The sequence below is a fragment of the Mucilaginibacter sp. HD30 genome (assembly GCF_054061755.1).
On record NZ_JBSSEO010000001.1, the window covers coordinates 852,405 to 875,596 of the forward strand.

A 23,192-nucleotide genomic window follows, 5' to 3' on the forward strand; every position below is an offset into this window, starting at 1 on the left:
ATGAAATTATCTGTAGTTGTAGTAAATCATAACAGATGTGATCTGTTAAAGCTTACGCTTAATTCTTTAATTAAATCCGCAAATGGGGTTGATAATGAAGTAATTATAGTAGATAATGCATCTACAGACAACACCGTTGAAGTACTTACCGCAGATTACCCGCAGTTTAGGCTGATAACCAACAACATTAATGAGGGGATAGCCAAGGCAGCTAACCGGGGTATACAGGCTTCAAGAGGAGAGTATATTTTATTAGTCAACCCTGACGTTATTTTAGGAAAAGAGACCTTAGAAAAGGTCACTGACTATATGAATGAACATGAGGATGTTAGTGGCTTGGGTGTGCGCATGTTAGGGCCTCAAGGAACATTTCTTCAGGAGTCAAACCGTGGGCTTACAAAGCCCTGGATAAGCTTCTTTAAACTGACCGGTCTGGCAAAGCAATTTCCAAAATCGCGCCTAACCAATCGTAATAACAAAGAGTGGGTTCAGGAGTTCCAAACCTCTGAGATAGATATTCTGAACGGCGCGTTTATGCTGGTACGCAGAAATGTATTTAATGAGATTGGTGGTTTTGATGAGCGTTTCCAATTGTATGGTTATGATATTGACCTGTCCTACAGAATGCGTTTGGCGGGTTTAAAAAACTACTATTACCCAAAAACATATGTTATCAACTTTAAAAGCCAGTACAATCCAAAATTTAGCTGGGCGTTCATAAAGCATTTTTATGGTGCTATGATTATATTCGCCTCCAAGTACCTGTTTAAACTGCCTGAGATAAAAGTACCGGGCATACAGCTGTACCCGGCGCAATATGAAGTTGAAGGATAAAACAGTTATTATAACCGGCGCCTCTTCGGGCATCGGCAAAGCATTAGCCATTGAATTTGCAAAACGCGGCGCCAACCTGGTGTTGGGTGCGCGACAGTACGTAGCACTGTGCGAAATAGCGCAATCTCTTGAAAAGCAATATGCTGCGAAGGTAGTAGCTGTGCAGTGTGACGTTGTTTCAGAAACTGACTGTGAGCATTTAATTAAGCAAACCATTTTAACTTTTGGCAAAATAGATGTGTTGATAAACAATGCAGGTATATCTATGCGCGCGCTGTTTAAGGATACAGATGTACAGGTGCTTAAATCATTAATGGACGTTAACTTTTGGGGAATGGTATACTGCACTAAATACGCCATGCCCGAGCTTTTAAAAACAAAGGGAACGCTGGTAGGTGTATCATCAATTGCAGGTTATAAAGGTTTACCCGGCCGCACAGGTTATTCGGCGTCAAAATTTGCTATGAATGGTTTTTTAGACGCATTAAGGGTAGAGAATTTAAGAACAGGCGTTCATGTGCTTACGGCCTGCCCGGGGTTTACCGCCTCAAACATCCGTAATACGGCGCTGAACAAAAATGGCGTGCAACAAGGAGAGAGTACTTTGCATGAAGAGAAAATGATGACAGCAGAGCAGGTTGCCGCTGTTATTGTTGATGGCGTGGAGAACAGGGCTCGCACTTTAATTATGACGGGTCAGGGCAAGTTAACCGTTTTACTAAGCAAAGTTTTACCTTCCCTTTTGGATAAACTGGTTTATAACGTTTTCGCCAAAGAAAAAGATGCCTTGTTAAAATAGTGTACCTGATGGCTTACCCGCAGGTAGATCTATCCTGAAGGCAGTTCCGTGGTTTAGCTTCGTCTCAAGTGTCAGTGTGCCTCCGTTTTGAACGATCATATCGCGGCAAAGTATCAAACCCAATCTATTACCTTTTTCGCCCTGGTCACTGGTGCTGATAGCGTGCTCTAAACTGAATAGTTTTTCCACCTCGGCTTCACTGATACCTGGTCCGGTATCTTTTATAATGATAATGGCCCTGTCGCCTTCAATGTTGGCCGCTATTTCTATTTTGTCGCCGTTTTGACAAAACTTTACGCTGTTTGATAAAAGGTTTCGTACCACGAGCCTTACCATATTCGGATCGGCATATACAAAAACAGGTTGTTTAACCTTATTGGTCACCTTGAGCCCTTTTAGGTCTATTTTGGTTTTAAACAAATGCACGTTGTCTGTTATTGTATCCGTTATATTAAAATCAACAGCCCGAACAACTATGCCTTCCAACTGGCTTTTTGACCACTCTAATAGGTTATCCAAAAATGCACCCGTAGTTAATATAGTGTCTTCTAAACGGACAAGCAGCATGCGTAACTCGCTTTCTTTTATATCGCCCTCACGATAAATGCTAAATAAGGATTGCAGGGTATTAAGCGGCCCACGCAGATCATGCGAGATGATAGAGAAGAATTTGTTTTTTACCGCGTTAAGCCTTTCCAGTTCTGTATTTTGAGCCGATGTAAGCTCCATTTGGGTATTTATCTCTTCATTAAGATACTCAAGTTCTTTGTTTATCTGCGCTATTTCTTCCTTTTGGTGGAGCAACTGCTGGTTGGCTAATTGCTTTTCCTTGTTACGCCTGTACAACACAATCACAATCAGCACAACTGACGCCAGTATCGCCGCAATAACTATAAGAATATTAGTATACTGCTGTAATTTTGTAAGATAACTTGTGTTTTCTGATGATATGGCCCTATTGTTGTCGGAGAGAGCGGCATTCTCACTCCTGGTGCGTTTAATTTCTGCAAGCGTTACGTCTTTTAGCTGCTTCTCAATTTTTATGCTATCCTGAATTACTACATATTCTGATTGATATTTGAACGCACTTGGTATGTCGTTTTTGCTTTTGTAAACACTCACCAGTTTTTCTAAAAACAATGAAGTGCCGGATTTTGACGCTATGTCCCGGGTTATCTGCAATCCATTTAGCCCATAATATTCCGCTTTATCTTTATTCCCCATGGCTAAATACACATCAATTGATGCCAGCATCATTGCTGCCTCCTGGTATTTATCGCCCAACTTTTGCATGGTGATGCGCGCGCTATCTATATTGGCTATGGCTTCACTATAGTTTTTAAGATGATAATAAGCGAGCCCTTTAGCCCTTTGCACTACACCTATTCCGTTGTCGTCGTTCAGTTTTTTTCTAATGGCAAGGCTTTTATTAAGGTAAGTTAATGCAAGTTGGTCTTTTTTAAGCGCCTGATAACAGCTGCCAAGCGTAAATAATCCGTAGGCAATTCCCTTTTCATCTTTTTCTGCAGTAGCAATTTTCAGACTTTGTTCAAAGTAACTTTTCGCAACTTCGTTCTGACCGAGGTCAGAATAAAGCGAACCGATATTAATGTAACACTGGTTTATTCCGGGCGAATATTTCATCCGCTTAAATACTTCCAATCCCCTAAAATAATATTGTATAGCTTCCTTGTCGTTGTCCAGCCTATCATTAAGCAGGCCTAAATTGGACAGGCACTTGCCCATAACCATGTCGTATTTACTTTCCTCGGCCTGATTATAAGCTTTGTTGTAATAATAAATAGCGCTGTCGTTAATTCCGCGGATGGTGTAAGCTACGCCCATATTTAAAAAGGCGTCGGCTACAGATTTATCGTCGTGTATTTTAACCGCCAGATCTTTACTCAGGGCAGCATAGTACAACCGTTGTTTCAGATCAATAGGAGTGTAGGCGGTGGCCATTTTTTTTAATAGCCTAATGCGCACGGTATCGGGAAGGTTCTTTTTAAGTTCTGATTTTACACTGTCAATTTGTGGGGTTTGGGCAGAGCATGGGCTTATGAGTAAAAGTGTTAACCAGCAACACTGCTTTAAAATACCGCAAATTTGCAAACGAAGGTTGATCATTAGTTATCCTCAATAGCACGGATGTGGGGTAGGTATCCGTTTTACTGATGGCTAATATAATTATAACCCGGAGCTTGGCAAATTTAATAGCTTTTATATTTAGCTCGTTTAATTTTGACCGGCTGATTGTTGATACTTATAATGAAGACGTTTTAAAGTATCTTCTGAGGCCTCATCGCTCGACGCGCCATAACCAGATACCAGTATGCCTTTTAAGCCGGATGGTGATGCCAGGGCGTAAACTGTGGCTTCATCTCCTGGATCTGATTGTCCTTCATATCGGTATACATCCACAATTTCAAATTCATCGGCAGTATAGGCTTGTTCGCCAACCAACAATTGGTTTTGTTTAAGATTAAAATCGCAGGTGAAGCCTTGTTTGCGTAATTGCGCTATAGCTTCGGATACAGTGGCGTAGTGAAATTTTTGTTTTTCCATGGCAGATGATTCAGATGTATAAAGTTACAAAAAATATTACAAGACCGCTTTTATCATCCTATCCCGACCGCTCATGTCTTTTCGTAATTCAATTTCTTTAAACCCCTTATTTGTCAGCATACTAACCGTTTCAATGCCATAACTCTCATTTATCTCAAAAAACAACAGGCCGCCTTTAACCAGCTGGTCAGTAGCTAAGTCTGCTATCGCTTTATAAAACAATAATGGATCTTGTTGCGATACAAACAGCGCCGTATGCGGCTCAAAATCGGTTACGTTAATGTGCATCAGTTCCTTGTCAGTCGGGGTAACGTAGGGAGGGTTGGATATTATAAGGTCGTATTTGAGTTGCAGGTTTTGGGTTGTAGATGATAAGTTTAATACATCTGCTTCAACAAAATTAATCGGAACACTGTTCAGCTCAGCATTTTCTTTAGCCGTTCTTAGTGCTGTTGCTGATATATCTATTGCCCACACCGTCGCATGCTGCAAATTCTTTTTTAAGCTGATAGCAATACAACCGCTGCCGGTGCCAATATCTAAAATATTAATAGCTGATGGCGGCAGATCGCTATTTAATACCCAATCAACCAATTCTTCTGTTTCCGGCCGGGGTATCAATACAGATGGATTTACTTTAAATGGAAGACCATAAAACTCTGTATGCCCAAGCACATATTGAAGTGGTTGTCCTGTTATTAACTGATCCAGAATTTCCTTCGGCTTAACCTTTATGGCAGCGGTAATTTCATAATCTGGAAATGCCTTTAAATAAGCATTTGATTTACCTGTAACCTCTTTAAGTACCGTTAAGGCTATTGCATCAGCTTCCCGCACATCATACAAAGACTGTAATCCATTTCTGTAGGCAGCAAATACATCTTTAACGGTTTCCATAGCGCAAAGTAACATAAAAAGCTACTTTTGTACCATGCCGACTGACGAATTGTATATGCGCCGTTGCCTTGACCTTGCCGCTTTGGGCAAAGGCGTGGTTAGCCCTAACCCAATGGTTGGTGCAGTTATAGTTCATGACGGCAAATTAATAGGCGAGGGGTTGCACCAAAAGTACGGCGGCCCGCATGCAGAAGTTAATGCTGTAAATGATGCCCTTAAACGGTTTGAGAATGGTGAGGAGTTACTCCGGCACTCCACAATTTACGTTTCCCTGGAGCCCTGCGCGCATTACGGCAAAACACCGCCTTGCGCCGATCTGATCATTAAGCACCGCATCCCTAAAGTGGTAGTTGGCTGCCGCGATCCGTTTGACCAGGTGGACGGTAAAGGCATCGAAAAACTGCAAGAGGCAGGGATTAGCGTAACTTTAGGCGTGTTGGAGCAGGACTGCCGCGACCTTAACCGTCGCTTCTTTACCCGGGTACAAAAGCACCGCCCCTACATTATTTTAAAATGGGCACAAACTGCCGACGGCTTCTTTGCGCCTGATGATAAGAGACAGTTGTGGATAACGGGCCTGGAGTCGCGCAAGTTGGTGCACCAATGGCGGGGTGAAGAGGACGCTGTGCTGGTGGGTAAAAACACAGCTGCTATTGATAACCCGCAACTGAATGTACGCTATGGTAACGGCAGAAATCCTAAGCGGGTTGTCATAGACCGCAGGTTGGAGTTGAATCATAGCCTGCACATGTTTGACAACTCGGTTGAGACACTGATATTTAACCAGGTGGAGACCAAAACAGTTGGTAAAAATAAGTACATAGCCCTGGAAGATTTTGACCGGTATGTACCGCAATATATAATGTACCAACTGTATCTGCAGGATATTCAGTCGGTTATTGTCGAGGGTGGCGCGAATACGCTGCGAACTTTTATAGAGGCGGGTATGTGGGATGAAGCGCGCGTTTTTACAGGCACAACCATTTTAGAAAAGGGCATACCCGCGCCACAAGTAACAGGTGCTAAGCATGATGAACATCCATCAGGTGATGACCTGTTGGAGATATGGTATAACGCGTAGTTTTGCTGTATGCTGTTTGACGATACCTACGTAACTATAAAAACTAATTCTGAGGGTGTATTTCGTGACCGCGGCAGTAAGTTTATGGCTTTTGCCTTTCCAATTACATCTGATGCCGAAATCAAGGATGTAGTAACCCGCCTAAAGGCAGAACACCCAAAAGCTAACCACCATTGCTGGGCAATGCGCCAGGGAACAGACCGCTCCGTTTTTCGTGTAAACGATGATGGCGAACCGTCCGGCACGGCCGGCAGACCGATTCTGAATGTGCTGCTTTCCCGCGATGTAACTAATGTGCTGATTGTTGTTGTGCGTTACTTCGGCGGCACGCTACTGGGCGTTCCCGGGCTTATCAACGCCTATAAGCAGGCCGCAATGGATGCTCTTGATAATGCTACCATAATTGAAAAATCTACACAGGATATATACGACCTCCAGTTTGCCCATGAGCAGATGAACGATGTGATGCGTTTGGTTAAAGAGAATAATCTAACCCTTTTAAGCCAGCAATTTGATACCCTTTGCACCCTTCAAATAAGCATACGGAAAACTAAAGTGAACCAGGTATTAGGCAAGATGGAAAAGATTCAAGACCTGAAGATCAAATACGACAAAACTATTTAAAAAGAGGTGTTGCAAAAAAAATGCGTCCCCCAAAAAAATAAAGTTCAATTATCTGTATATCAGTTTATTAACCATTTTTGTTTGTTGGTAATTTAAGCCTGAGAATTATCTGTAAATCAAATAATTTCCTCATTATCAAATAAATATAAATTATTGGTCTTTGTTTTTGTGCAACGCTTTAGCAACACAATAGCAACAGTTTAGCAACACTTTTGCAACAGCGTGAAATCTCTTTTTTTCAGAGCGGCTCTATAAAGTCGTTGGGTCAGAGACCGCAACAGCACAAATCGATGAGGCTACTTGTCTTGTTTTAACTTGATGAATTTAGTAAATTTACTTGCTTCCAAGTACCTTTTTACCTTGACCATTAATGCTGCAAGCCAAAAATTATCACGTCAAACGTTTACCCTTTTGTCTGCCGCTTTTGTTTTTGCTAAGCATTCATGTATCATTTGGCCAGTCCATATCCGGCTCGGTTAACGACAGTCTAACCCCTTTAAGTGGAGCAATTGTTAAAAATATCTCAATCCAAAAATTAACGTTAACTGATGTTAAGGGGAACTTTAAAATTAACGGCAGTAAGGGCGATACGCTGGTAACTGTTTTTTTTAACTGTAAAACCGATACAACTATAGTTAGTGGTCAAACTCTTTTTGCAATTACTTTACAACCACTTTCACGTGTATTGTCCGAGGCAACAATAAACGGCCATAGGTTAAGCCCATTAGCGCAATTTAGAAAAAATCAGGAAAACTACAAGCAAATATACCGTATAGGCGACAACAGCCATTTGTTTTCATTCAATGGTGATTACCGGCATATGGGTGTGGGCCTTAGCCTTGATGCACTTTACAGCAATTTTAGCAAGGAGGGTAAAAATGCACGGCGCTTGCAACAGGTATTTGTAAGCCGGTACAACGATGATATAATAGACAACAGGTTTACTAAAGATTTGGTAGGCAGAATAACAGGATATCAAGGCAAGCAACTTGAAAATTTTATGGCAGATAACCGGCCTTCTTTCGATTTTATCCAATCAGCCACTGATTATGATCTTATTCAATTTATACAAAGACGGGTCCGTGGCGTGATTTTGCCAACCGATAATCCGGCCATTAGAAAAAAGGAAGGTAGCGGGTTTAAAATAGTATTCAAAAACCCCGACATTAAACCTAAAACCGTTCCGGGAATCCGCTAAAGAATTAAACTCCGGAGGCGACTAAACATTGGGCTGCCAACTACTTGTGATAGCCAACTATCAGTCTTGCAGGTTTTTATTACTTTTTTAATATAACGTTTATTGTCTTAATTTTAATATTGTCCTCAGCACCTGTAAAAGCCGCCTGATCGCTCCACCTCCAATAGATCATAATTTTATCTACTTTGTCGGCACGTAAAACATGCGCGGCAGAGAGTGGATCATCGCTGAAAAACTCCTCGCCGTCAAGCAATAGCCGTTGCAGTCTTTCGTCCTGCGCATATATTTTGCCCTGGTTATCAACCGTTATGCCGGGTAAACGTTTTAACAGATCATCTAATTTATCATTTGGCTGGATAACGTAAGCGCTGGTTTTATATACCAGGGTATCGGTACGGCGACTGATCATCCCATTGTTATTGGGCATTGCACCGACTTGGGCAAACAATTCATCGCTGAACAGAAATAAACAGCTGAGCAACACAAATTTCATAAATAGTGATTTTTTCATTTTGACGAGATTTGGCTTATCGAAAGTACAATAAAATGTAACGAAACCCAATTAGGTAATATAAAATGCAAATGCTGTAATAACGCTGAATGACTATGCCTGTAGTCTCTGACTACAGTATTTAAAATAAATCATTTACAAATACGTCTCCAGCTCACCCTTACCTTCACGAACGATCTCAAAGTCGCCGGAAGTGCAGTCAACAACCGTAGATGGTACATTGTCTCCATAACCGCCGTCTATCACCAGATCAACCAGATCCTGGTACTTTTCATGGATAAGTTCAGGGTCGGTGGAGTATTCGATCACCTCATCATCATCGTGTATTGAGGTGGATAGGATAGGGTTGCCAAGTTCTTTTACAATACAGCGGGCAATGTTATTATCGGGCACGCGTATACCCACCGTTTTTTTATTGGAACTCAACAGCTTGGGCACATTGTTATTGGCATTAAAAATAAAGGTAAACGGCCCCGGTAAAGCCTTTTTCAACACGCGAAAAGTGGCATTATCAATAGGTTTTATATAGTCGGATATATGGCTCAGATCATAACATACAAAAGAGAAATTGGCTTTTTCCAGTTTTATGTTTCTGATCTTAGCTATTTGCTCAATGGCCTTATGATTGGTTATATCGCATCCCAACCCATACACCGTATCAGTAGGGTAGATGATCAATCCGCCCCGGCGCAATACTTCCACCACCTGCTGGATGGTTTTCTCGTTAGGATTTTCGGGATATATTTTGATCAACATGTTTAATTCGGAATTGCTGCAATATACGATAAATGCAAATCTGGTTTTAATACATTAACGCAAGTCATGCCGAACTTGTTTCGGCATCTCAAATGGTTAATAGCAAGGTGCCTTGGATGATGAGTGCTGAAACAAGTTCGGCACGACCTGATTTTTTAACTGCCTAAAACCAAAAAAGCCTCCCCGATAATTCAGGAAGGCTTGATGTACTAAAATTAGCCGAAAATTATTTTTTAGCTGCGGTAGCTTTTGCTCCCGCTTTAGGTGTATTCCAATAGATAAACACGCCACGATTTGTTGCGGTAACAATATCAACAGCGCCATCTTTATTCAAATCTGTGGCCAACACATCTGATCCCACACCCGAACGGTTGTGCACCAGTTCGGGAACAAATTTGGCACCGCCCGGTGCTTTGGCATCGCGTACGGTTTTGTACACATATACAACCGGTGCTCCGTATGGGTCCGGATCTAAAAACGTGTCCAGGTGGCTATAGTAGCGTTTGCCCGTAATGAAATCCATTATGCCGTCGCCATCAATATCTGCAAATGCGGCGCCATGCGCTTCAGAAAAGGTTACGTCGCCGGCGTTCTTTGTAGAATAATCGTCTGCTATCATGTGTCTAACAAATGATATTTTACCGGCAGCATCGCGTTTTTGTTCAAACCATGCCAAGCCGAAACCGTGTGCATTCAGGCTGGTAACTACATCATTCAATTTATCGCCGTTAACATCATAAACACCCATTGCAGAACCACCTACGTGCGATCCGCGGTGTCCGTAACGGCCAAAAGCCTGGGGATGATATTCCCATAATGCTTTGCCATCATAATTTTTTGGATGTTCCCACCAGCCGTTAACATTCAGCACATCTAACAGTCCATCGCCGTTTACGTCACCTACTCCAATACCGTGGGCATTGGATGTGCCGCGCTCTGATATGGCTGTTTGGATCCATGGTTTTGTTGGGTCCGCAGGGTCGGGTTTGGCAAACTTCATTTGTCCGCCGCCTCCATATATCAATTCGGGTTTGCCGTCGCCGTCAATATCTTTAAACAGAGTTATTTCTGATTGTACGCCAGGTACAACTGTGTATTTCTCCCAACGACGCGATTCTCCTTTAGGGTTAATAAATAATGAACTTGTTGAAGGGCCTGTTAACACATCCGGCCAGCCATCTCCGTTAAAATCATAAGTATATTGGCAGTTATAAGCTGTAAAGTTTTTTGACGGACTTACTGATGACGCAAATTCAATCTCGCGCGATTTTGTAAAATCAGGTCCATAATAAATTATTGGACCCGCAACCACGTCCATGATTCCATCGCGGTTAAAATCGCCTGCTCCAGCTGCCCATGAGTAATACATATCCTGTATATGCTGAACTTTAAAGCGCGACGAACTCTTTTCATCCGGCATTTTTTTCATAGCAACATCGGTGTAACCAAATTCACTAAATTGTACTTCGCCGCTGCCGTTTACCATCAAAGCTATCGCGCCAAAACCGTTGCTCTCTTCAGTTGCCGTCATATTCTCGCCACCGTCATTAAAGTAGGCGCGCATCACGTCAAGGTCAAGTATATCTTCAAACTGGTTCCATTCGCCGGGTTTAACAGCCGTATTAGGGCGGGTTAATGGTAACTGAACAGTTGCCGCGCCTGCGCTACCCGGTCCGCCCGGTCCTCCGGGACGAGGGCCTGTGCCACCAGGCCCACCGGCGCCCCTTGCAGGTGCATTAGGGTCAATCACAGGTGCCTGACGAATTATACCGTTAACATTGCGTAGCTTTTCGCGACTTTTTTCCTTGCCCTGCGCATCGAGTTTTACTTTGTATGATCCTATTTCGCCACCTTTTGAAGACACAAGGATGCCCTGCATACCGTCGGCTGTTTTTTCAAGACGAAATAAAAACCCTACCTCGGTACTGGCATCAGGTTTAAATAGCGTACGGATACCCACATCCTGAAAAGATTTGTCTGAAATAAGATAACCGGTACCGCTTGCCTTTGCTGTTATAACGCCATTATTAGCCTGCCAGTTAGCGTTCCCTAACGTGTGCCATCCCGTAAGTGCCGATCCTTTAAATACATAATCGGGCTTAAGGTTTACGCTCTTGCCGTTAAAGTCACCGTTAAAATCCTGCCCGTACGAAAATGCAGCCAGGCCGGCTAACAGTAGGGTTGAAATAGTACGTTTCATTTTTTCTCTATTTAGATTGTGTGTAATTGGCTGTTCTTCTTCAATTGGTTAAGCAATTTATTTCTTTTTATCAGGTAATGCAAACACCATATATCCCGCAGGGTAAAGGCCGGGTATTTTTGCACGGGCGCCCGCTTCAACCCCAAACGCGCTCATGGCCGGAACTACCAGGTACTGCTTGCCGTTAACCTGATAGGTAGTCATTGGTGCGTCTGTGTCTTTAGGCAGGTTGTATTTCCATAAAAGCTTACCGTTATCTGCATCAAATGCGTATAACTGTCCGTTGGCTATAGTAGCAAATAGTACACCTGTAGCGGTTACTATCATACTTTTGCGCTGCGATCCCGCAGGTACTCCCATTTCTTCCTGACCCGCTTTTAAAGGAATTCGCTCGTCTTGCCCGAAGGGTTTTTTCCAAAGCACTACACCTTTATTAAGATCGTATGCGGTAATGGTTGTCCACGGCGGGCTCACCAGATCTGTGTTTGCAAGGCCATAAGGTGTGGTATACCTGTCAAAATTAGCAACGCCTTCCGGGTAGTCATTCATGGTTTTAGTGGGCCTTTGCGCATTAAACGCAACGGCGTCAGGCGCGCCTCCGGTAGCTACTACCGGTCCTTGAGGTACAGTAGCTGCGCGCGGCGCACCGCCAAAAGCGCCGGGCCTTGCACCACCCGCTCCGGCAGGAGGGCCGCCGACTCCTCTGCCTGTAATAAAGCTGTAGATCCCCGCTAACGTAGTCTCGTCTATATGCGCAAAAGGAGGCATCTGGCCTTTACCCGTAGCTACCAAAGATTTAAAAGCATCCAAATTAATGCGGGCCGCAATATTGTTTATTGCCGGGCCAACTGCACCTTCGCGGTTAGCGCCGTGGCAGGTTTGGCAATTTTGTACGTAAGCAGTTTGCGCTGCCGATAATGCAACTGAAGACATTGGCGTATTGCGCGGCGGGGTTTTAGTTAACTTATAAATAGAACCATGATTCATGGATGCTACGTAAACTATTCCCTTTTTAGGGTTTGATGCCGTGTTACCCCAGTTAGCGCCACCTACAGCTCCTGGCATAGCTATAACTTCATATTTATCAGATAGCGGCAAAAATAAACCGGATTTAGATGCTGCCACCCTGCGCTTCATAGTGTCGGCATGACCTGGACTCCAATAAGGGTTAAGGTCATCAACCGTAACTTTTTGTCGTGTAAAGGCAGGTAAAGTTGAGTGCGGCTGAGTTGGCCAGGCCTGCTCACCTGCTACATCGCTTTTTGGTACCGGGCGTTCTTCAATCGGGAACAAAGGTTCGCCTGTTACACGGTCAAACACATATAAAAAGCCCTGCTTGGTTGCAATGGCAACAGCATCAACACTTTTGCCGTTTTTATCTACAGTAATTAATTGTGGGGCTGCAGTAATATCATAGTCCCATATATCATGATGCACAGTTTGATAATGCCACAAGCGTTTACCTGTACGGGCATCCAAAGCCACAATACAATCGCTGAACAAGTTTGCGCCTATTCTGTCGGCACCATAATAATCATAAGTTGGCGAACCAAGCGGAACGTAAACAATGCCGCGCTGGGCGTCTATAGACATTTCGCCCCAGCAATTAACACCGCCAATGTATTTATAAGCTTCTTTTGGCCATGTTTCATAGCCAAATTCGCCGGGCTCAGGGATAGTATGGAACACCCACGCCAGCTTCCCGGTAAGTACATTATAAGCGCGGATATGGCCCGGAGCAGAAAACAATCCTTCGCCGGGAGATGAGCCCAGTACGATAACATCCTCAAAAACCTGCCCAGGTGTGCCTGAAGCAGCTCGGCCAACACTTTCAGGATCGCGGTTCAGATCGTTTTTTAATGAGATATAGCCATTATTGCCAAAACCGAGGATAGATTTACCGGTAAGCGCGTCAATCTCTTGCAGGGTATTATTTAATGAAAAGATAAGGCGGCGATCTGTGCGGTCCTTACTTTCCCAGTAATTTACTCCTTTACGGGTAATGCCGGCCAAATTAGCGTGGATCCATAGTTCTTTGCCATTAACAGCGTTTACAGCTATGAGGGAGTTGTTTTTACCCATCAAATACATTATGGTATCTATAACAATAGGATTAAAGGTATACTCAACGTTATCCATGGTAGGGTAGTGCCATGCAACCTGTAGCTGGTTTACATTTTTTTTGGTGATCTGGCCCAGCTCCGTATACCTTGACATATCAACGCTGCCGCCATAGGTTGTCCATGTTTTAAAAGGGACGATTCCGTTTATGGTTTTCACCATCGCATCCTTGCGCGACATACAGCCTACGACGACTATCGTGCACGCCAGTGCAGCCAAACCGATCTTTCTCCACGTTCGGCGGGATGCTTGTTTGTAAAAGTTTGAATTCATATAGAGTTTAGTATAATTGGTTAATAACAAGCACTATTTTACCCGAACGCCAAAAAAAGGCATTAAAAACACCTTTCTAAAAAACAGAAAATAACAAAGCTGGTGGCTTACGTAATTGGTATAATAGCTGGCTTAAATATACTAAGTATGGCCAAAAGTTGACCGCTACTAATATATTAATTAGCTTATAACAAAGAAATTAGATATGAGCAGATTATCATAAAGCATAACTTAAATGTTACAGGAACGGATGGAAAGTAGCAAATCTATCACCTCTTGATAAGAAAACGAATAGTGCTGATTAAGGGGGTTTTATATCAATGGCTCGGTATTCCGCTCTCTGAAATATTCAATTTTTGCCATAAACATATCAGCCATGGCTTGTCCGCGCCGTTTGGCATCTTCGGCTATCGGTCCTTCAAAGAAACTATCAACGGTAGTTCTCCAAAGCAATAACCAGCTTTCAAAGTGAGCCTCACTTACCGGTAACTTAGCATGCGGCGGAAAGGGGTTGCCGTAATAAGTATGCTCCTGCAGTAAAACAGTTTGCCAAAAAGTATACATTTTGGCCAGATGAGGCTGCCAATCCTTTATCACATTATTGAAAATTGGCCCTATCAGCGCGTCAGTTTGCACCTTTCCATAAAAAGTGTTAACCAATAGTTTTATATCATCCAGATGTGTTATATCATTTTTCATAGCCTAAACTTTGCGAAGGTAAAATTACAGCAAACATGGTGCTATATATCATTTAATTTAGCCAAGTTGTTGTAATAACTTTTTCCCTTTCACCTGTATGGCAGCCGTCCCATCGCGCATTAAAAAGCGGAGTTGCTGTGCAAGCTCATCCTTAACCCAAGGGTAACGGTCTTTCATATTAAATAAAGCTTCGGCCGCAAAAGCTTTAACGGCAATTTTAATTTTAGGCGCTATTATCCATTCAAACAATTGTTCAACAACCGGTTCCAGATCTATTTGCTGCACTTTTTCTTTTATTATTTGCGGAGCAGAGGGCTCGGTAATATGCATCACAATTTTGGCATAATGCCGCTGCGGACCAGGATGTTTTACGCGGGTAATGCCGCTCAGTAGAAAATCAAGCTCGTGCAGATAAGCTTCCGGATTATCTAAAAAAACATTTTCCAGCAACCAGGTAGCTCTAAAAGCAACATCTTTATTGTGGTGGAAGGTAACGGCTATCAGGTCGCGCAGATCAAAGTTTCCCTCCACCAATATTTTGCTCAAACCAAGCACTTTTACTTTGCCAATATTATCAGCTATTTGTTTGATAAGTTCGGTTTGGTCCATACTTTGGATGGTATTTACGAGCTAAATTAAAAATTACTTAAAAACGATTAGGTGCAATTATCTAAAATTATACATTTGCCAACTGCTATTATAATAATATTAATACATGGTTAAATTCAACCGATTTACATTAAGCAATGGCCTGCGGGTTATTGTACACGAAGATAATACTACGCCCATGGCGGTTCTGAACATACTTTACGATGTAGGATCGCGCGATGAGGACCCCGAACGCACCGGCTTTGCCCATTTATTTGAGCATTTAATGTTCGGCGGATCTGTGAATATACCAAGCTATGATGAGCCTTTACAAAGGGTAGGGGGCGAAAATAACGCGTTTACCAGTAATGATATTACCAACTACTATATCACCCTGCCGGCCGCTAATTTAGAGACAGCATTCTGGCTGGAGAGCGATCGTATGTTGAGCCTGGCCTTTAGTGAGAAAAGCCTTGAAGTGCAGCGCAACGTAGTGATAGAAGAATTTAAGCAACGCTATCTGAATCAGCCTTACGGCGATGTTTGGCTTCGCCTGCGTCCGATGGTTTATAAAAAGCATTCCTACCGTTGGGATACCATCGGCAAAAACATTGAACATATTGCCGAGGCCAGCATGGCCGATGTAAAAGCCTTCTTTAAGAAACATTATAATCCACAAAACGCCATAATGGTAGTAGGCGGCAACATCAAAACGGAAGACGTTAAGCTGATGGCCGAAAAGTGGTTCGGCCCCATACCTGCGGGCGAAAGATACAACCGCAATCTGATACAGGAACCTGAGCAGCACGAAGAGCGCCGCGACAGCGTTACTGCCAAAGTGCCTTTAAATGATGTCTACATCGCTTTACAAATGCCGGACCGCAGAAGTGAGGAGTTTCATGCTGTTGAGCTGTTGGGTGATATCCTATCGCGTGGTAAATCCTCACGTTTATACAGGGCCTTGGTAAAAGAACAGCAATTGTTTAGCGAGATACATGCTTACCTTACCGGTAGTTTAGATAAAGGCATGTTTGTAATAGAAGGCAAGCCACTTACAGGTATTGCTGTTGAAGATGCCGAGGCAGCAATATGGCGGGAGATTGAGAAATTAAAAACCGAAGAAGTGCCCGCAGAAGAGTTGAACAAAGTGAAGAACAAAATGGAATCGACCATGGTGTTTTCAGAAATGTCTTTACTGGATAAAGCCATGAATTTGGCATATTTTGAACTACTGAGCGATGCGGAAAATTTAAACAGCGAAACAGATAAATTTTTGGCTGTAACCGCCGCTCAAATAAAGGAGCAAGCCAATAAATTGTTCCGTAAGGACAATTCATCTACCTTAATCTATTACGCTGAAACCAATGACTAACGAAATATTAAACAGAGGTATTGCGCCTGATTCTAAGGCTATAGAAAATATCCACCTAATAAAACCGGAGCATACCAGGCTCCCTAATGGTTGCGAGTTGTATTGTTTTAACTCCGGCGACCAAGAGCTGGTGCGCATAGAGTGGATTTTTGGTAATCTAAGGTTTGATCCTTCAAAACCCTTGTTAAACATGGCGGTAAACACCATGCTTACTGACGGTACAAGTACTTTAAGCGCTGCTGAAATTGCTGATAATATAGATTTTTATGGCGCTTTCTTTTCTACAGAGTATGGTTTTGACCATTCGCAGGTAACATTGCACAGTCTTAACAAACATCTTAAAGAAGTTTTACCCATTGTTAAGGATGTTTTAAGCGATTCTGTCTTCCCTGAAAACGAATTAGAGACCTATGTGCGCAATCAACAGCAAAAGTTACAGGTAAATCTGCAAAAGAACGATGTGGTGGCCCGTCGTGCCTTTAACAAAGCTGTATATGGCGATACTTTATACGGATTGGCTGTAGAGCCTGAAGAGTACAATGCTTTAAGGCGTGATGATCTGTTAGCGCACTTTAAACAAATGTATCAGCCGGCTAACTGTACACTTATTGTAGCAGGTAAAATAGATGATGCCACTTTGCAACAGCTTACACAGGTTTTTGGTAATGATTGGCAAAATGCCACAGATGTCGCCCTCACCACGCAACCTGAAGTTGCACCCACTGAGGAAAAATTTTATTTTATTGAGAAGCCCGAAGCATTACAATCGGCCATACGTATTGGCATACCATTTATTAAACGGGATCATCCCGATTTTGCGGCTATGCAGGTGCTTAACACTGTATTAGGTGGTTATTTTGGTTCAAGACTGATGACCAATATCCGCGAGGAGAAAGGCTATACCTATGGCATAGGCTCGGGTATGAGCTCTTTAAAACACGGTGCGGCATTTTTTATAGCTACAGAGGTTGGTGCGGACGTTTGCCGCGATGCCGTGGCTGAAATTGAGAAAGAAGTTAACCTGTTAAAGAGCGACCTTATCCCTCAAGAGGAGATCTCGTTGGTGCAAAATTATATGCTCGGATCACTTTTGGGCAGTTTAGAGAACGTGTTCTCTCATGCCGATAAATTCAAAAATCTTCATTTCTCTGGCGTGGGTTATGAGTATTACGATCATTATGCTGAAACGGTAAAAGCCATTACCGCAGATAAGTTACAACAACTGGCTAAGCAGTATTTTAATTTTGATGATTTTTATAAGGTAATAGTAGGCAAGTATTAAGGATTTCGAATTTCGGATGTTCAATTTCGAATTTAAAAGGTTGGTAAATTAAAACTTATAAAGCATTCAAATCCGAAATACATATGCCATGCAACAGTAAATTAAAACAAAATTCGAAATTGAACATCCGAAATCCGAAATAATCATTAGCTTTGCCCGGCAAATAATATCTCCAAAATCATTGTTTGCTATGCAGTCTTACAACTCCAAATTTGTTGCCGAAGGATTAACTTACGACGACGTTTTACTACTCCCCGCTTATTCAGAAGTTTTACCGCGCGATGTTGACACCGGTTCTTTTTTAACCAAAAAGATCAGGCTTAACATTCCATTGGTATCCGCAGCAATGGATACTGTAACCGAGGCCCAAATGGCTATTGCCATTGCACAGGCCGGTGGTTTAGGTATGCTGCATAAAAACATGAGTATACAGCGCCAGGCTGACGAAGTACGTAAAGTTAAACGCTCTGAAAGTGGCATGATACAGGACCCGGTTACGCTGAACGAGAATGCCATTGTAGCGGATGCGTTTAAGATAATGAAGGAGTACAAAATTGGCGGCATCCCGGTGGTTGATGATAAAAAGACGCTTAAAGGTATAGTAACCAATCGCGACCTGCGTTTTCAAAAAGACATGAAGCGCCCGGTACGTGATGTAATGACCAAGGAGGACCTTATTACTGCTCCAAAAGGAACCACCCTTACACAAGCCGAAGAGATACTGCAAAACTATAAAATTGAAAAACTGCCCGTTGTTGATGATAATGGCGTATTGATTGGGCTTATCACGTTTAAAGATATCCAAAAATTCAAAAACTTCCCTAACGCCTGTAAAGACGAACTGGGCCGTTTGCGTGTAGGTGCCGCTGTGGGTGTTACTGCCGATACGATGGAGAGGGTAGACGCCTTGGTTAAAGCCGGCGTTGACGTTATTGCAATTGATACGGCACATGGCCATTCAAAAGGTGTTATTGATAAATTGAAAGAAGTAAAAGCAGCATATCCGGATCTGCAGGTTATTGCAGGTAACGTAGCAACCGGCCAGGCTGCTATTGATCTGGCCAATGCAGGTGCAGATGGCGTTAAAGTAGGTATTGGTCCAGGTTCTATTTGTACTACACGTATTATTGCGGGTGTAGGCGTACCGCAACTATATGCGGTATATGAGTGCGCCGAAGCGTTAAAAGGTACCGGAGTTCCGGTGATTGCCGATGGTGGCATAAAACACACCGGAGATATTGCTAAAGCGATAGCAGCAGGCGCTGGTACCATAATGGCAGGTTCTCTATTTGCAGGCGTTGAAGAATCCCCGGGCGAAAGCATTATTTACGAGGGACGTCGTTTTAAATCGTATCGTGGTATGGGCTCAATTGAGGCTATGGAGCAAGGCTCAAAAGACCGTTATTTTCAGGATGTAGAGGATGATATTAAAAAGCTGGTTCCGGAGGGTATTGTAGGCCGGGTGCCCTATAAAGGTACATTGGCCGAAGTGATCTACCAGTTTGTTGGTGGTTTGCGTGCCAGCATGGGTTACTGCGGCGCTAAAAATATTGAGGCATTACAACAGGCGCGATTTGTAAGGATAACAGCATCAGGGATCCGCGAATCACATCCGCATGATATTACCATAACTAAAGAAGCACCTAATTATACAAGGTAGGTTATATGTTGAATTAGGTTGATTAAGTTAGTAGTTGTAACTTAATCATCCCAATCAACTACTCACAAATCAACATGAAATCAATTTGCATTTTCTGCGGAGCCAATTTTAACGGCGATCCGATTTTAAAAGATACAGTTGAACTATTGGCCGAGACTATGGTAAGCCAGGGTATTACGCTTATTTATGGCGGCGGCAGGGTAGGCGTAATGGGTATTTTAGCAGATGCTGTTTTGCAGCGCGGCGGTAATGCGATAGGTGTTATCCCACAATTTTTAATGGATAAGGAAGTAGGCCATACTGGTTTGACCGAATTGCGTGTTGTTGAGAATATGCATCAACGCAAACAGGTAATGAATGACCTATGCGAGGGCATTATTATGCTACCAGGTGGTTTTGGCACACTGGAAGAGTTTTTTGAAGTGTTAACCTGGCTGCAACTGGGTTTACACAACAACCCTGTAGGTATATTAAATATAAATGGTTTTTACGATCTGTTGCTAAAGCAAATGGACCTGATGGTAGAGCAGCGTTTCTTAAAACCAGCCAATCGCAAGTTGGTATTGTCTTCGGGCGATCCCATAGAGTTGATCAGCATGATGAATACTATCGACATAAAACCGGATGAAGTGTGGTTCAAAGACAAGAATCTATCTTGAATTTTGTAAAACATGGGGCGAAAGTTCGGCAAATAAAAAAAAGTTATACCGGTTAAACAAAAAAGCAGTTCTCTGGAACTGCTTTTTTTGTTGTTGTATATTTTCTTGGTCTATTGCTTAGCCAAAGTATATTTACCCCAAAAATCTGTAGGAGCGGCTAATTCAGCAAAGTTAATGTTGCCACGTGCGCCGCCGGCGCCACCAGGACGCGCGCCGCCGCCACCAAATCCACCACCGCCGCGTGCGCCACCGCCGCCGCCACCAAATCCGCCACCGCCACGTGCGCCGCCACCGCCGCCTCCACCAAATCCGCCGCCGCCGGCACCACCACCGCCGCCGCCAATGTTCCCACCACCGCCGCCACCGCCAACAACAATTTCGCGATCGCCACCGCCGCCGAAGTTACCGCCACCCGGGCCACCACGTCCAGCTATTTGTAACCCGTTAAGTTTAACGTTGTAGGCAATTTCTTTACCATCGCCCGGGGTTAAACCTATTTGTTTCAGCGGGATTGCTATTTCATAAGTAAAATTACCCTCAGCGTCAAAATCCATGGCTGCTTTAATGCTATATTCGTTATAGACAGAAATTAATGAATCGGCGATGTCTTTAAACCCTGATACTTTTATTTCTTTCGCTGCAATTAAAAACCTCTTTTCATTTTCTTTCCTTGCAGAATCAGTTGTAGCACCAAATCCCGGAATTCCACCGCCGCCACCACCAAAGCCACCTGCCCCGCCAAATCCGCCTCTGCCGCCGCCAGCTGCGCCACCACCAGGGCCACCCGCTCCACGTTGTCCGCGCGCAGCTCTCGTAATAACAGGGAATGTCACCAGAAAGGCGTCTTCCTCTTTCTTTTTATCAGAAGTATTTAACGCGAAGGTTATGGCACCAGCCTGTATCTTGGCTATAGTGGTTTGATCTGTCGTTTTTAGCTGTAAGTAAATAAATCGAGCGTCGTTACTAATGGTATAAAAAGATTTGACTGTTTTATTATAAGCTTTAAATGAATTATTTAGTTCAGTGAGCTTGCCGTCAATTTTAAGGCCCGTAGCCGCCCATTGCGGGGTTTCCTGCACATCTTTTAGCTTTTCCTGTGCTTTTACGCTCAGGCCGGTTATAATTATGGATAAAAATAAATAAACTGCTTTTTTCATTTTTTTTAGGTTAAGCTTCGGTGAGCTGATTTTTATGTGAAATTACAACGAAGTTTGTTCAATAGTTATTTGTAATAAAAATGTTAGTCTCGTGTCATGCAATTGTTGCATAAATAGACACCATGTTTTTAAAATAGTTTAGTTTTTGCGGCAAAAAAAAATATAAAATGCTAAGGGTAAAGCTGATGCAAACTTCTTTAAAAAATTATTTGCAACAGTAATTTTAAAGCTTACCTTTGCGTTCCCTTTCGGGATGTAGCGTAGCCCGGTATCGCGCCACATTTGGGATGTGGAGGCCGCAGGTTCGAATCCTGCCATCCCGACGAAAGTCGGATTTTTAACGATCCCTGACCCTGTAAATGTCTCATTTACAGGGTTTTTTGTTTTATTCAAATCCTTTTCAGTACATACTATTCCATGCTTTATGTGAACAAAGAGGTGAACAGATTTAGATTTTTAGATTTGTTCACCAGAAGGGGTCTAACCTACTGATGTACAAATACTTGCATCATTTAAACTTAGACTAAAAAGGACGCATTTAGATCGCTTTTTTTTCTTTCCGGTGAACAGTTTTGGCTATAAGAGTTCAAAACAATTTTTTTATTAATCTAAAAATCTGGAAAAGATGAGGACAAGTAACACATTCGGAATTCACTTTGTACTGAGGGAAAACCGTGGAAAGAATGGGCTATCGGCAATTTACATGCGGATAGTCGTTAACAAAAGCCGCTCAGAAGTAGCGTTGAAACGCCAGGTCGCTGCCAGTGACTGGAGCGAAGCCAAAGGATTGGCGAGGCCAAAAAATGATGAACTGCGTAAATTGAATACGCACCTGGAGCAGCTTCGTGGCATGATGGCCAGCCATTACCAGGACCTGCAACTGCAAAAAAAAGTCATCACCGCCGAGGTTCTTAAGAATCTTTTTGCCGGTGTAAAAGATTCGGAGCATACACTTCATACGATTGTTGAGTACCATAATACCACTATGGTGGAGGTATTGGCTCCGGGCACGATGAAAAACTATTATACAACTGCCGGCTATCTGAAAGAGTTTGTCAAGCTGCACTATAAACGCTCTGACATTTACCTATCGGAACTTGATTACGGTTTCATAAGTAAACTGGAGCATTTTTTAAGAAAGCGCCAGCCGGATGACCATCAAAAGAAATTAGAGAACAATGGATTAATGAAACATCTGGAACGCTTCCATAAGATAATCAGACTTGCGGTTAAAATGGGATGGCTTGATAAAGATCCCTTTACCATGTTCCAGTTAAAATTCGATAAAACAGAGCGAGGTTATCTGACAATCGCTGAATTGAACAAAATCGAAACTAAAAAACTGCGCATCGAACGCATTGCATACGTCCGTGACCTGTTTGTATTTGCCTGTTATACAGGCCTGGCTTATATAGACGTAATGGAATTGACCTCCGATAATTTAGTCCATGGTTTGGACGGTAACCAGTGGATCAAAACAACCCGCGAGAAAACCAGGATACCGGTGAACGTACCCCTGCTGCCCCAGGCTGCAAAGATCATCGCAAAATATAAAACCCATCCAAAGGCCGTTGCTGGTGGTACTCTATTACCCCATATATCAAATCAAAAATTAAATAGCTATTTAAAGGAGATAGCGGACCTCTGCGATATTAATAAAACCCTGACCTATCACGTAGCCCGCCACACTTTTGCGACTGCGGTAACGCTCTCTAACGGCGTCCCTATTGAAACGGTCAGCAAAATGCTTGGCCATACCACCATCAGAACCACACAGATCTATGCTAAGGTGGTTGAGCGCAAGGTTAGTGACGATATGAATGTATTGCGGGATAAACTGGCACCTAAGCCAGTAACAGCAAGAGCGGCCAAAGGCAAATCAATTGAAAAAAATAACCTCAAAAAAGCCTCTTAGC

General features: G+C 42.9%; 20 protein-coding genes and 1 tRNA gene. 11 read left to right on the top strand and 10 right to left on the bottom strand.

The genetic code is table 11. The annotated features are described in order from the left end of the window. Both ACVW2L_RS04085 and ACVW2L_RS04090 read left to right on the top strand, forming a co-directional pair. A complete protein-coding gene (locus tag ACVW2L_RS04085) occupies nucleotides 1-834 on the top strand; it encodes a glycosyltransferase family 2 protein (protein ID WP_457126679.1) in 834 nt (277 codons plus the stop codon). Beyond that, a complete protein-coding gene (locus ACVW2L_RS04090) occupies nucleotides 818-1,633 on the top strand; it encodes an SDR family oxidoreductase (protein ID WP_457126680.1) in 816 nt (271 codons plus the stop codon). Before ACVW2L_RS04085 ends, ACVW2L_RS04090 begins: the two co-directional genes overlap by 17 nt. Here ACVW2L_RS04090 and ACVW2L_RS04095 read toward each other — a convergent pair. The 3 genes from ACVW2L_RS04095 to prmC form a co-directional block, all read right to left on the bottom strand. Beyond that, nucleotides 1,625-3,595 carry a tetratricopeptide repeat-containing sensor histidine kinase gene (locus tag ACVW2L_RS04095; RefSeq protein WP_457126681.1) on the bottom strand — a complete coding sequence of 657 codons (1,971 nt, stop codon included), beginning with the start codon at nucleotides 3,593-3,595 and terminating at the stop codon, nucleotides 1,625-1,627. The two genes, ACVW2L_RS04090 and ACVW2L_RS04095, sit on opposite strands and share 9 nt — an antisense overlap. Nucleotides 3,596-3,868: 273 nt before the next feature. Then, a complete protein-coding gene (locus tag ACVW2L_RS04100; RefSeq protein ID WP_457126682.1) occupies nucleotides 3,869-4,198 on the bottom strand; it encodes a phosphoribosylpyrophosphate synthetase in 330 nt (109 codons plus the stop codon). A gap of 36 nt (nucleotides 4,199-4,234) precedes the next feature. Continuing rightward, entirely contained in the window at nucleotides 4,235-5,095 is an 861-nt protein-coding gene (gene prmC, locus ACVW2L_RS04105; protein ID WP_457126683.1) for a peptide chain release factor N(5)-glutamine methyltransferase, read from the bottom strand. A 34-nt stretch (nucleotides 5,096-5,129) separates the two neighbouring features. Here prmC and ribD point away from each other — a divergent pair, with 34 nt between their 5' ends. From ribD to ACVW2L_RS04120, 3 genes are all read left to right on the top strand, one after another. Next, the gene (gene ribD / locus ACVW2L_RS04110) at nucleotides 5,130-6,176 is read left to right on the top strand and encodes a bifunctional diaminohydroxyphosphoribosylaminopyrimidine deaminase/5-amino-6-(5-phosphoribosylamino)uracil reductase RibD (RefSeq protein WP_457126684.1); all 1,047 of its coding nucleotides are present in this window, start codon (nucleotides 5,130-5,132) and stop codon (nucleotides 6,174-6,176) included. A gap of 9 nt (nucleotides 6,177-6,185) precedes the next feature. Continuing rightward, nucleotides 6,186-6,800 carry an IMPACT family protein gene (locus tag ACVW2L_RS04115; protein ID WP_457126685.1) on the top strand — a complete coding sequence of 205 codons (615 nt, stop codon included), beginning with the start codon at nucleotides 6,186-6,188 and terminating at the stop codon, nucleotides 6,798-6,800. A 370-nt stretch (nucleotides 6,801-7,170) separates the two neighbouring features. After that, nucleotides 7,171-7,998, top strand: coding sequence for a hypothetical protein (locus ACVW2L_RS04120; RefSeq protein WP_457126686.1), 828 nt, complete (start codon nucleotides 7,171-7,173; stop codon nucleotides 7,996-7,998). A gap of 79 nt (nucleotides 7,999-8,077) precedes the next feature. On the opposite strand, the gene ACVW2L_RS04125 is transcribed toward ACVW2L_RS04120, so the two are convergent. From ACVW2L_RS04125 to ACVW2L_RS04150, 6 genes are all read right to left on the bottom strand, one after another. Next, complete coding sequence (locus ACVW2L_RS04125) at nucleotides 8,078-8,509, bottom strand: hypothetical protein (RefSeq protein WP_457126687.1); 432 nt, start codon at nucleotides 8,507-8,509, stop codon at nucleotides 8,078-8,080. 135 nt (nucleotides 8,510-8,644) lie between these two features. After that, complete coding sequence (locus tag ACVW2L_RS04130) at nucleotides 8,645-9,265, bottom strand: L-threonylcarbamoyladenylate synthase (protein WP_457126688.1); 621 nt, start codon at nucleotides 9,263-9,265, stop codon at nucleotides 8,645-8,647. Between the two features lie 226 nt (nucleotides 9,266-9,491). After that, nucleotides 9,492-11,465 carry an FG-GAP repeat domain-containing protein gene (locus ACVW2L_RS04135; RefSeq protein ID WP_457126689.1) on the bottom strand — a complete coding sequence of 658 codons (1,974 nt, stop codon included), beginning with the start codon at nucleotides 11,463-11,465 and terminating at the stop codon, nucleotides 9,492-9,494. 57 nt (nucleotides 11,466-11,522) lie between these two features. After that, nucleotides 11,523-13,859 carry an outer membrane protein assembly factor BamB family protein gene (locus ACVW2L_RS04140; RefSeq protein ID WP_457126690.1) on the bottom strand — a complete coding sequence of 779 codons (2,337 nt, stop codon included), beginning with the start codon at nucleotides 13,857-13,859 and terminating at the stop codon, nucleotides 11,523-11,525. 312 nt (nucleotides 13,860-14,171) lie between these two features. Beyond that, nucleotides 14,172-14,558, bottom strand: a complete 387-nt coding sequence (locus tag ACVW2L_RS04145; RefSeq protein WP_457126691.1) for a group III truncated hemoglobin — start codon at nucleotides 14,556-14,558, stop codon at nucleotides 14,172-14,174. Nucleotides 14,559-14,615: 57 nt separating this feature from the next. Continuing rightward, on the bottom strand, nucleotides 14,616-15,167 hold the full coding sequence (locus ACVW2L_RS04150; protein ID WP_457126692.1) for a hypothetical protein: 552 nt from the start codon (nucleotides 15,165-15,167) through the stop codon (nucleotides 14,616-14,618). A gap of 106 nt (nucleotides 15,168-15,273) precedes the next feature. On the opposite strand from ACVW2L_RS04150, the gene ACVW2L_RS04155 reads away from it, so the two are divergent. From ACVW2L_RS04155 to ACVW2L_RS04170, 4 genes are all read left to right on the top strand, one after another. Next, the gene (locus ACVW2L_RS04155) at nucleotides 15,274-16,518 is read left to right on the top strand and encodes a M16 family metallopeptidase (RefSeq protein WP_457126693.1); all 1,245 of its coding nucleotides are present in this window, start codon (nucleotides 15,274-15,276) and stop codon (nucleotides 16,516-16,518) included. After that, nucleotides 16,511-17,800 (top strand): M16 family metallopeptidase, encoded by a 1,290-nt coding sequence (locus ACVW2L_RS04160; protein ID WP_457126694.1) that lies wholly within the window; start codon nucleotides 16,511-16,513, stop codon nucleotides 17,798-17,800. The genes ACVW2L_RS04155 and ACVW2L_RS04160 overlap by 8 nt, the downstream gene beginning before the upstream one ends. 190 nt (nucleotides 17,801-17,990) lie before the next feature. Further along, nucleotides 17,991-19,460, top strand: a complete 1,470-nt coding sequence (guaB, locus tag ACVW2L_RS04165; protein WP_457126695.1) for an IMP dehydrogenase — start codon at nucleotides 17,991-17,993, stop codon at nucleotides 19,458-19,460. A gap of 74 nt (nucleotides 19,461-19,534) precedes the next feature. Further along, nucleotides 19,535-20,119, top strand: coding sequence for an LOG family protein (locus ACVW2L_RS04170; protein WP_457126696.1), 585 nt, complete (start codon nucleotides 19,535-19,537; stop codon nucleotides 20,117-20,119). A gap of 110 nt (nucleotides 20,120-20,229) precedes the next feature. Here ACVW2L_RS04170 and ACVW2L_RS04175 read toward each other — a convergent pair whose 3' ends face one another. After that, the gene (locus ACVW2L_RS04175) at nucleotides 20,230-21,276 is read right to left on the bottom strand and encodes a hypothetical protein (protein ID WP_457126697.1); all 1,047 of its coding nucleotides are present in this window, start codon (nucleotides 21,274-21,276) and stop codon (nucleotides 20,230-20,232) included. A gap of 249 nt (nucleotides 21,277-21,525) precedes the next feature. On the opposite strand from ACVW2L_RS04175, the gene ACVW2L_RS04180 reads away from it, so the two are divergent. After that, a tRNA-Pro gene (locus tag ACVW2L_RS04180) sits at nucleotides 21,526-21,599 on the top strand. Nucleotides 21,600-21,901: 302 nt separating this feature from the next. Further along, nucleotides 21,902-23,191, top strand: coding sequence for a site-specific integrase (locus ACVW2L_RS04185; protein ID WP_457126698.1), 1,290 nt, complete (start codon nucleotides 21,902-21,904; stop codon nucleotides 23,189-23,191). Nucleotide 23,192: the final 1 nt, after the last annotated feature.

Coding starts and splice junctions, on each gene's coding strand:
- ACVW2L_RS04085 (WP_457126679.1), top strand. CDS start 1: ATGAAATTATCTGTAGTTGTAGTAAATCATAACAGATGTGATCTGTTA.
- ACVW2L_RS04090 (WP_457126680.1), top strand. CDS start 818: ATGAAGTTGAAGGATAAAACAGTTATTATAACCGGCGCCTCTTCGGGC.
- ACVW2L_RS04095 (WP_457126681.1), bottom strand. CDS start 3,595: ATGGCCACCGCCTACACTCCTATTGATCTGAAACAACGGTTGTACTAT.
- ACVW2L_RS04100 (WP_457126682.1), bottom strand. CDS start 4,198: ATGGAAAAACAAAAATTTCACTACGCCACTGTATCCGAAGCTATAGCG.
- prmC (WP_457126683.1), bottom strand. CDS start 5,095: ATGGAAACCGTTAAAGATGTATTTGCTGCCTACAGAAATGGATTACAG.
- ribD (WP_457126684.1), top strand. CDS start 5,130: ATGCCGACTGACGAATTGTATATGCGCCGTTGCCTTGACCTTGCCGCT.
- ACVW2L_RS04115 (WP_457126685.1), top strand. CDS start 6,186: ATGCTGTTTGACGATACCTACGTAACTATAAAAACTAATTCTGAGGGT.
- ACVW2L_RS04120 (WP_457126686.1), top strand. CDS start 7,171: ATGCTGCAAGCCAAAAATTATCACGTCAAACGTTTACCCTTTTGTCTG.
- ACVW2L_RS04125 (WP_457126687.1), bottom strand. CDS start 8,509: ATGAAAAAATCACTATTTATGAAATTTGTGTTGCTCAGCTGTTTATTT.
- ACVW2L_RS04130 (WP_457126688.1), bottom strand. CDS start 9,265: ATGTTGATCAAAATATATCCCGAAAATCCTAACGAGAAAACCATCCAG.
- ACVW2L_RS04135 (WP_457126689.1), bottom strand. CDS start 11,465: ATGAAACGTACTATTTCAACCCTACTGTTAGCCGGCCTGGCTGCATTT.
- ACVW2L_RS04140 (WP_457126690.1), bottom strand. CDS start 13,859: ATGAATTCAAACTTTTACAAACAAGCATCCCGCCGAACGTGGAGAAAG.
- ACVW2L_RS04145 (WP_457126691.1), bottom strand. CDS start 14,558: ATGAAAAATGATATAACACATCTGGATGATATAAAACTATTGGTTAAC.
- ACVW2L_RS04150 (WP_457126692.1), bottom strand. CDS start 15,167: ATGGACCAAACCGAACTTATCAAACAAATAGCTGATAATATTGGCAAA.
- ACVW2L_RS04155 (WP_457126693.1), top strand. CDS start 15,274: ATGGTTAAATTCAACCGATTTACATTAAGCAATGGCCTGCGGGTTATT.
- ACVW2L_RS04160 (WP_457126694.1), top strand. CDS start 16,511: ATGACTAACGAAATATTAAACAGAGGTATTGCGCCTGATTCTAAGGCT.
- guaB (WP_457126695.1), top strand. CDS start 17,991: ATGCAGTCTTACAACTCCAAATTTGTTGCCGAAGGATTAACTTACGAC.
- ACVW2L_RS04170 (WP_457126696.1), top strand. CDS start 19,535: ATGAAATCAATTTGCATTTTCTGCGGAGCCAATTTTAACGGCGATCCG.
- ACVW2L_RS04175 (WP_457126697.1), bottom strand. CDS start 21,276: ATGAAAAAAGCAGTTTATTTATTTTTATCCATAATTATAACCGGCCTG.
- ACVW2L_RS04185 (WP_457126698.1), top strand. CDS start 21,902: ATGAGGACAAGTAACACATTCGGAATTCACTTTGTACTGAGGGAAAAC.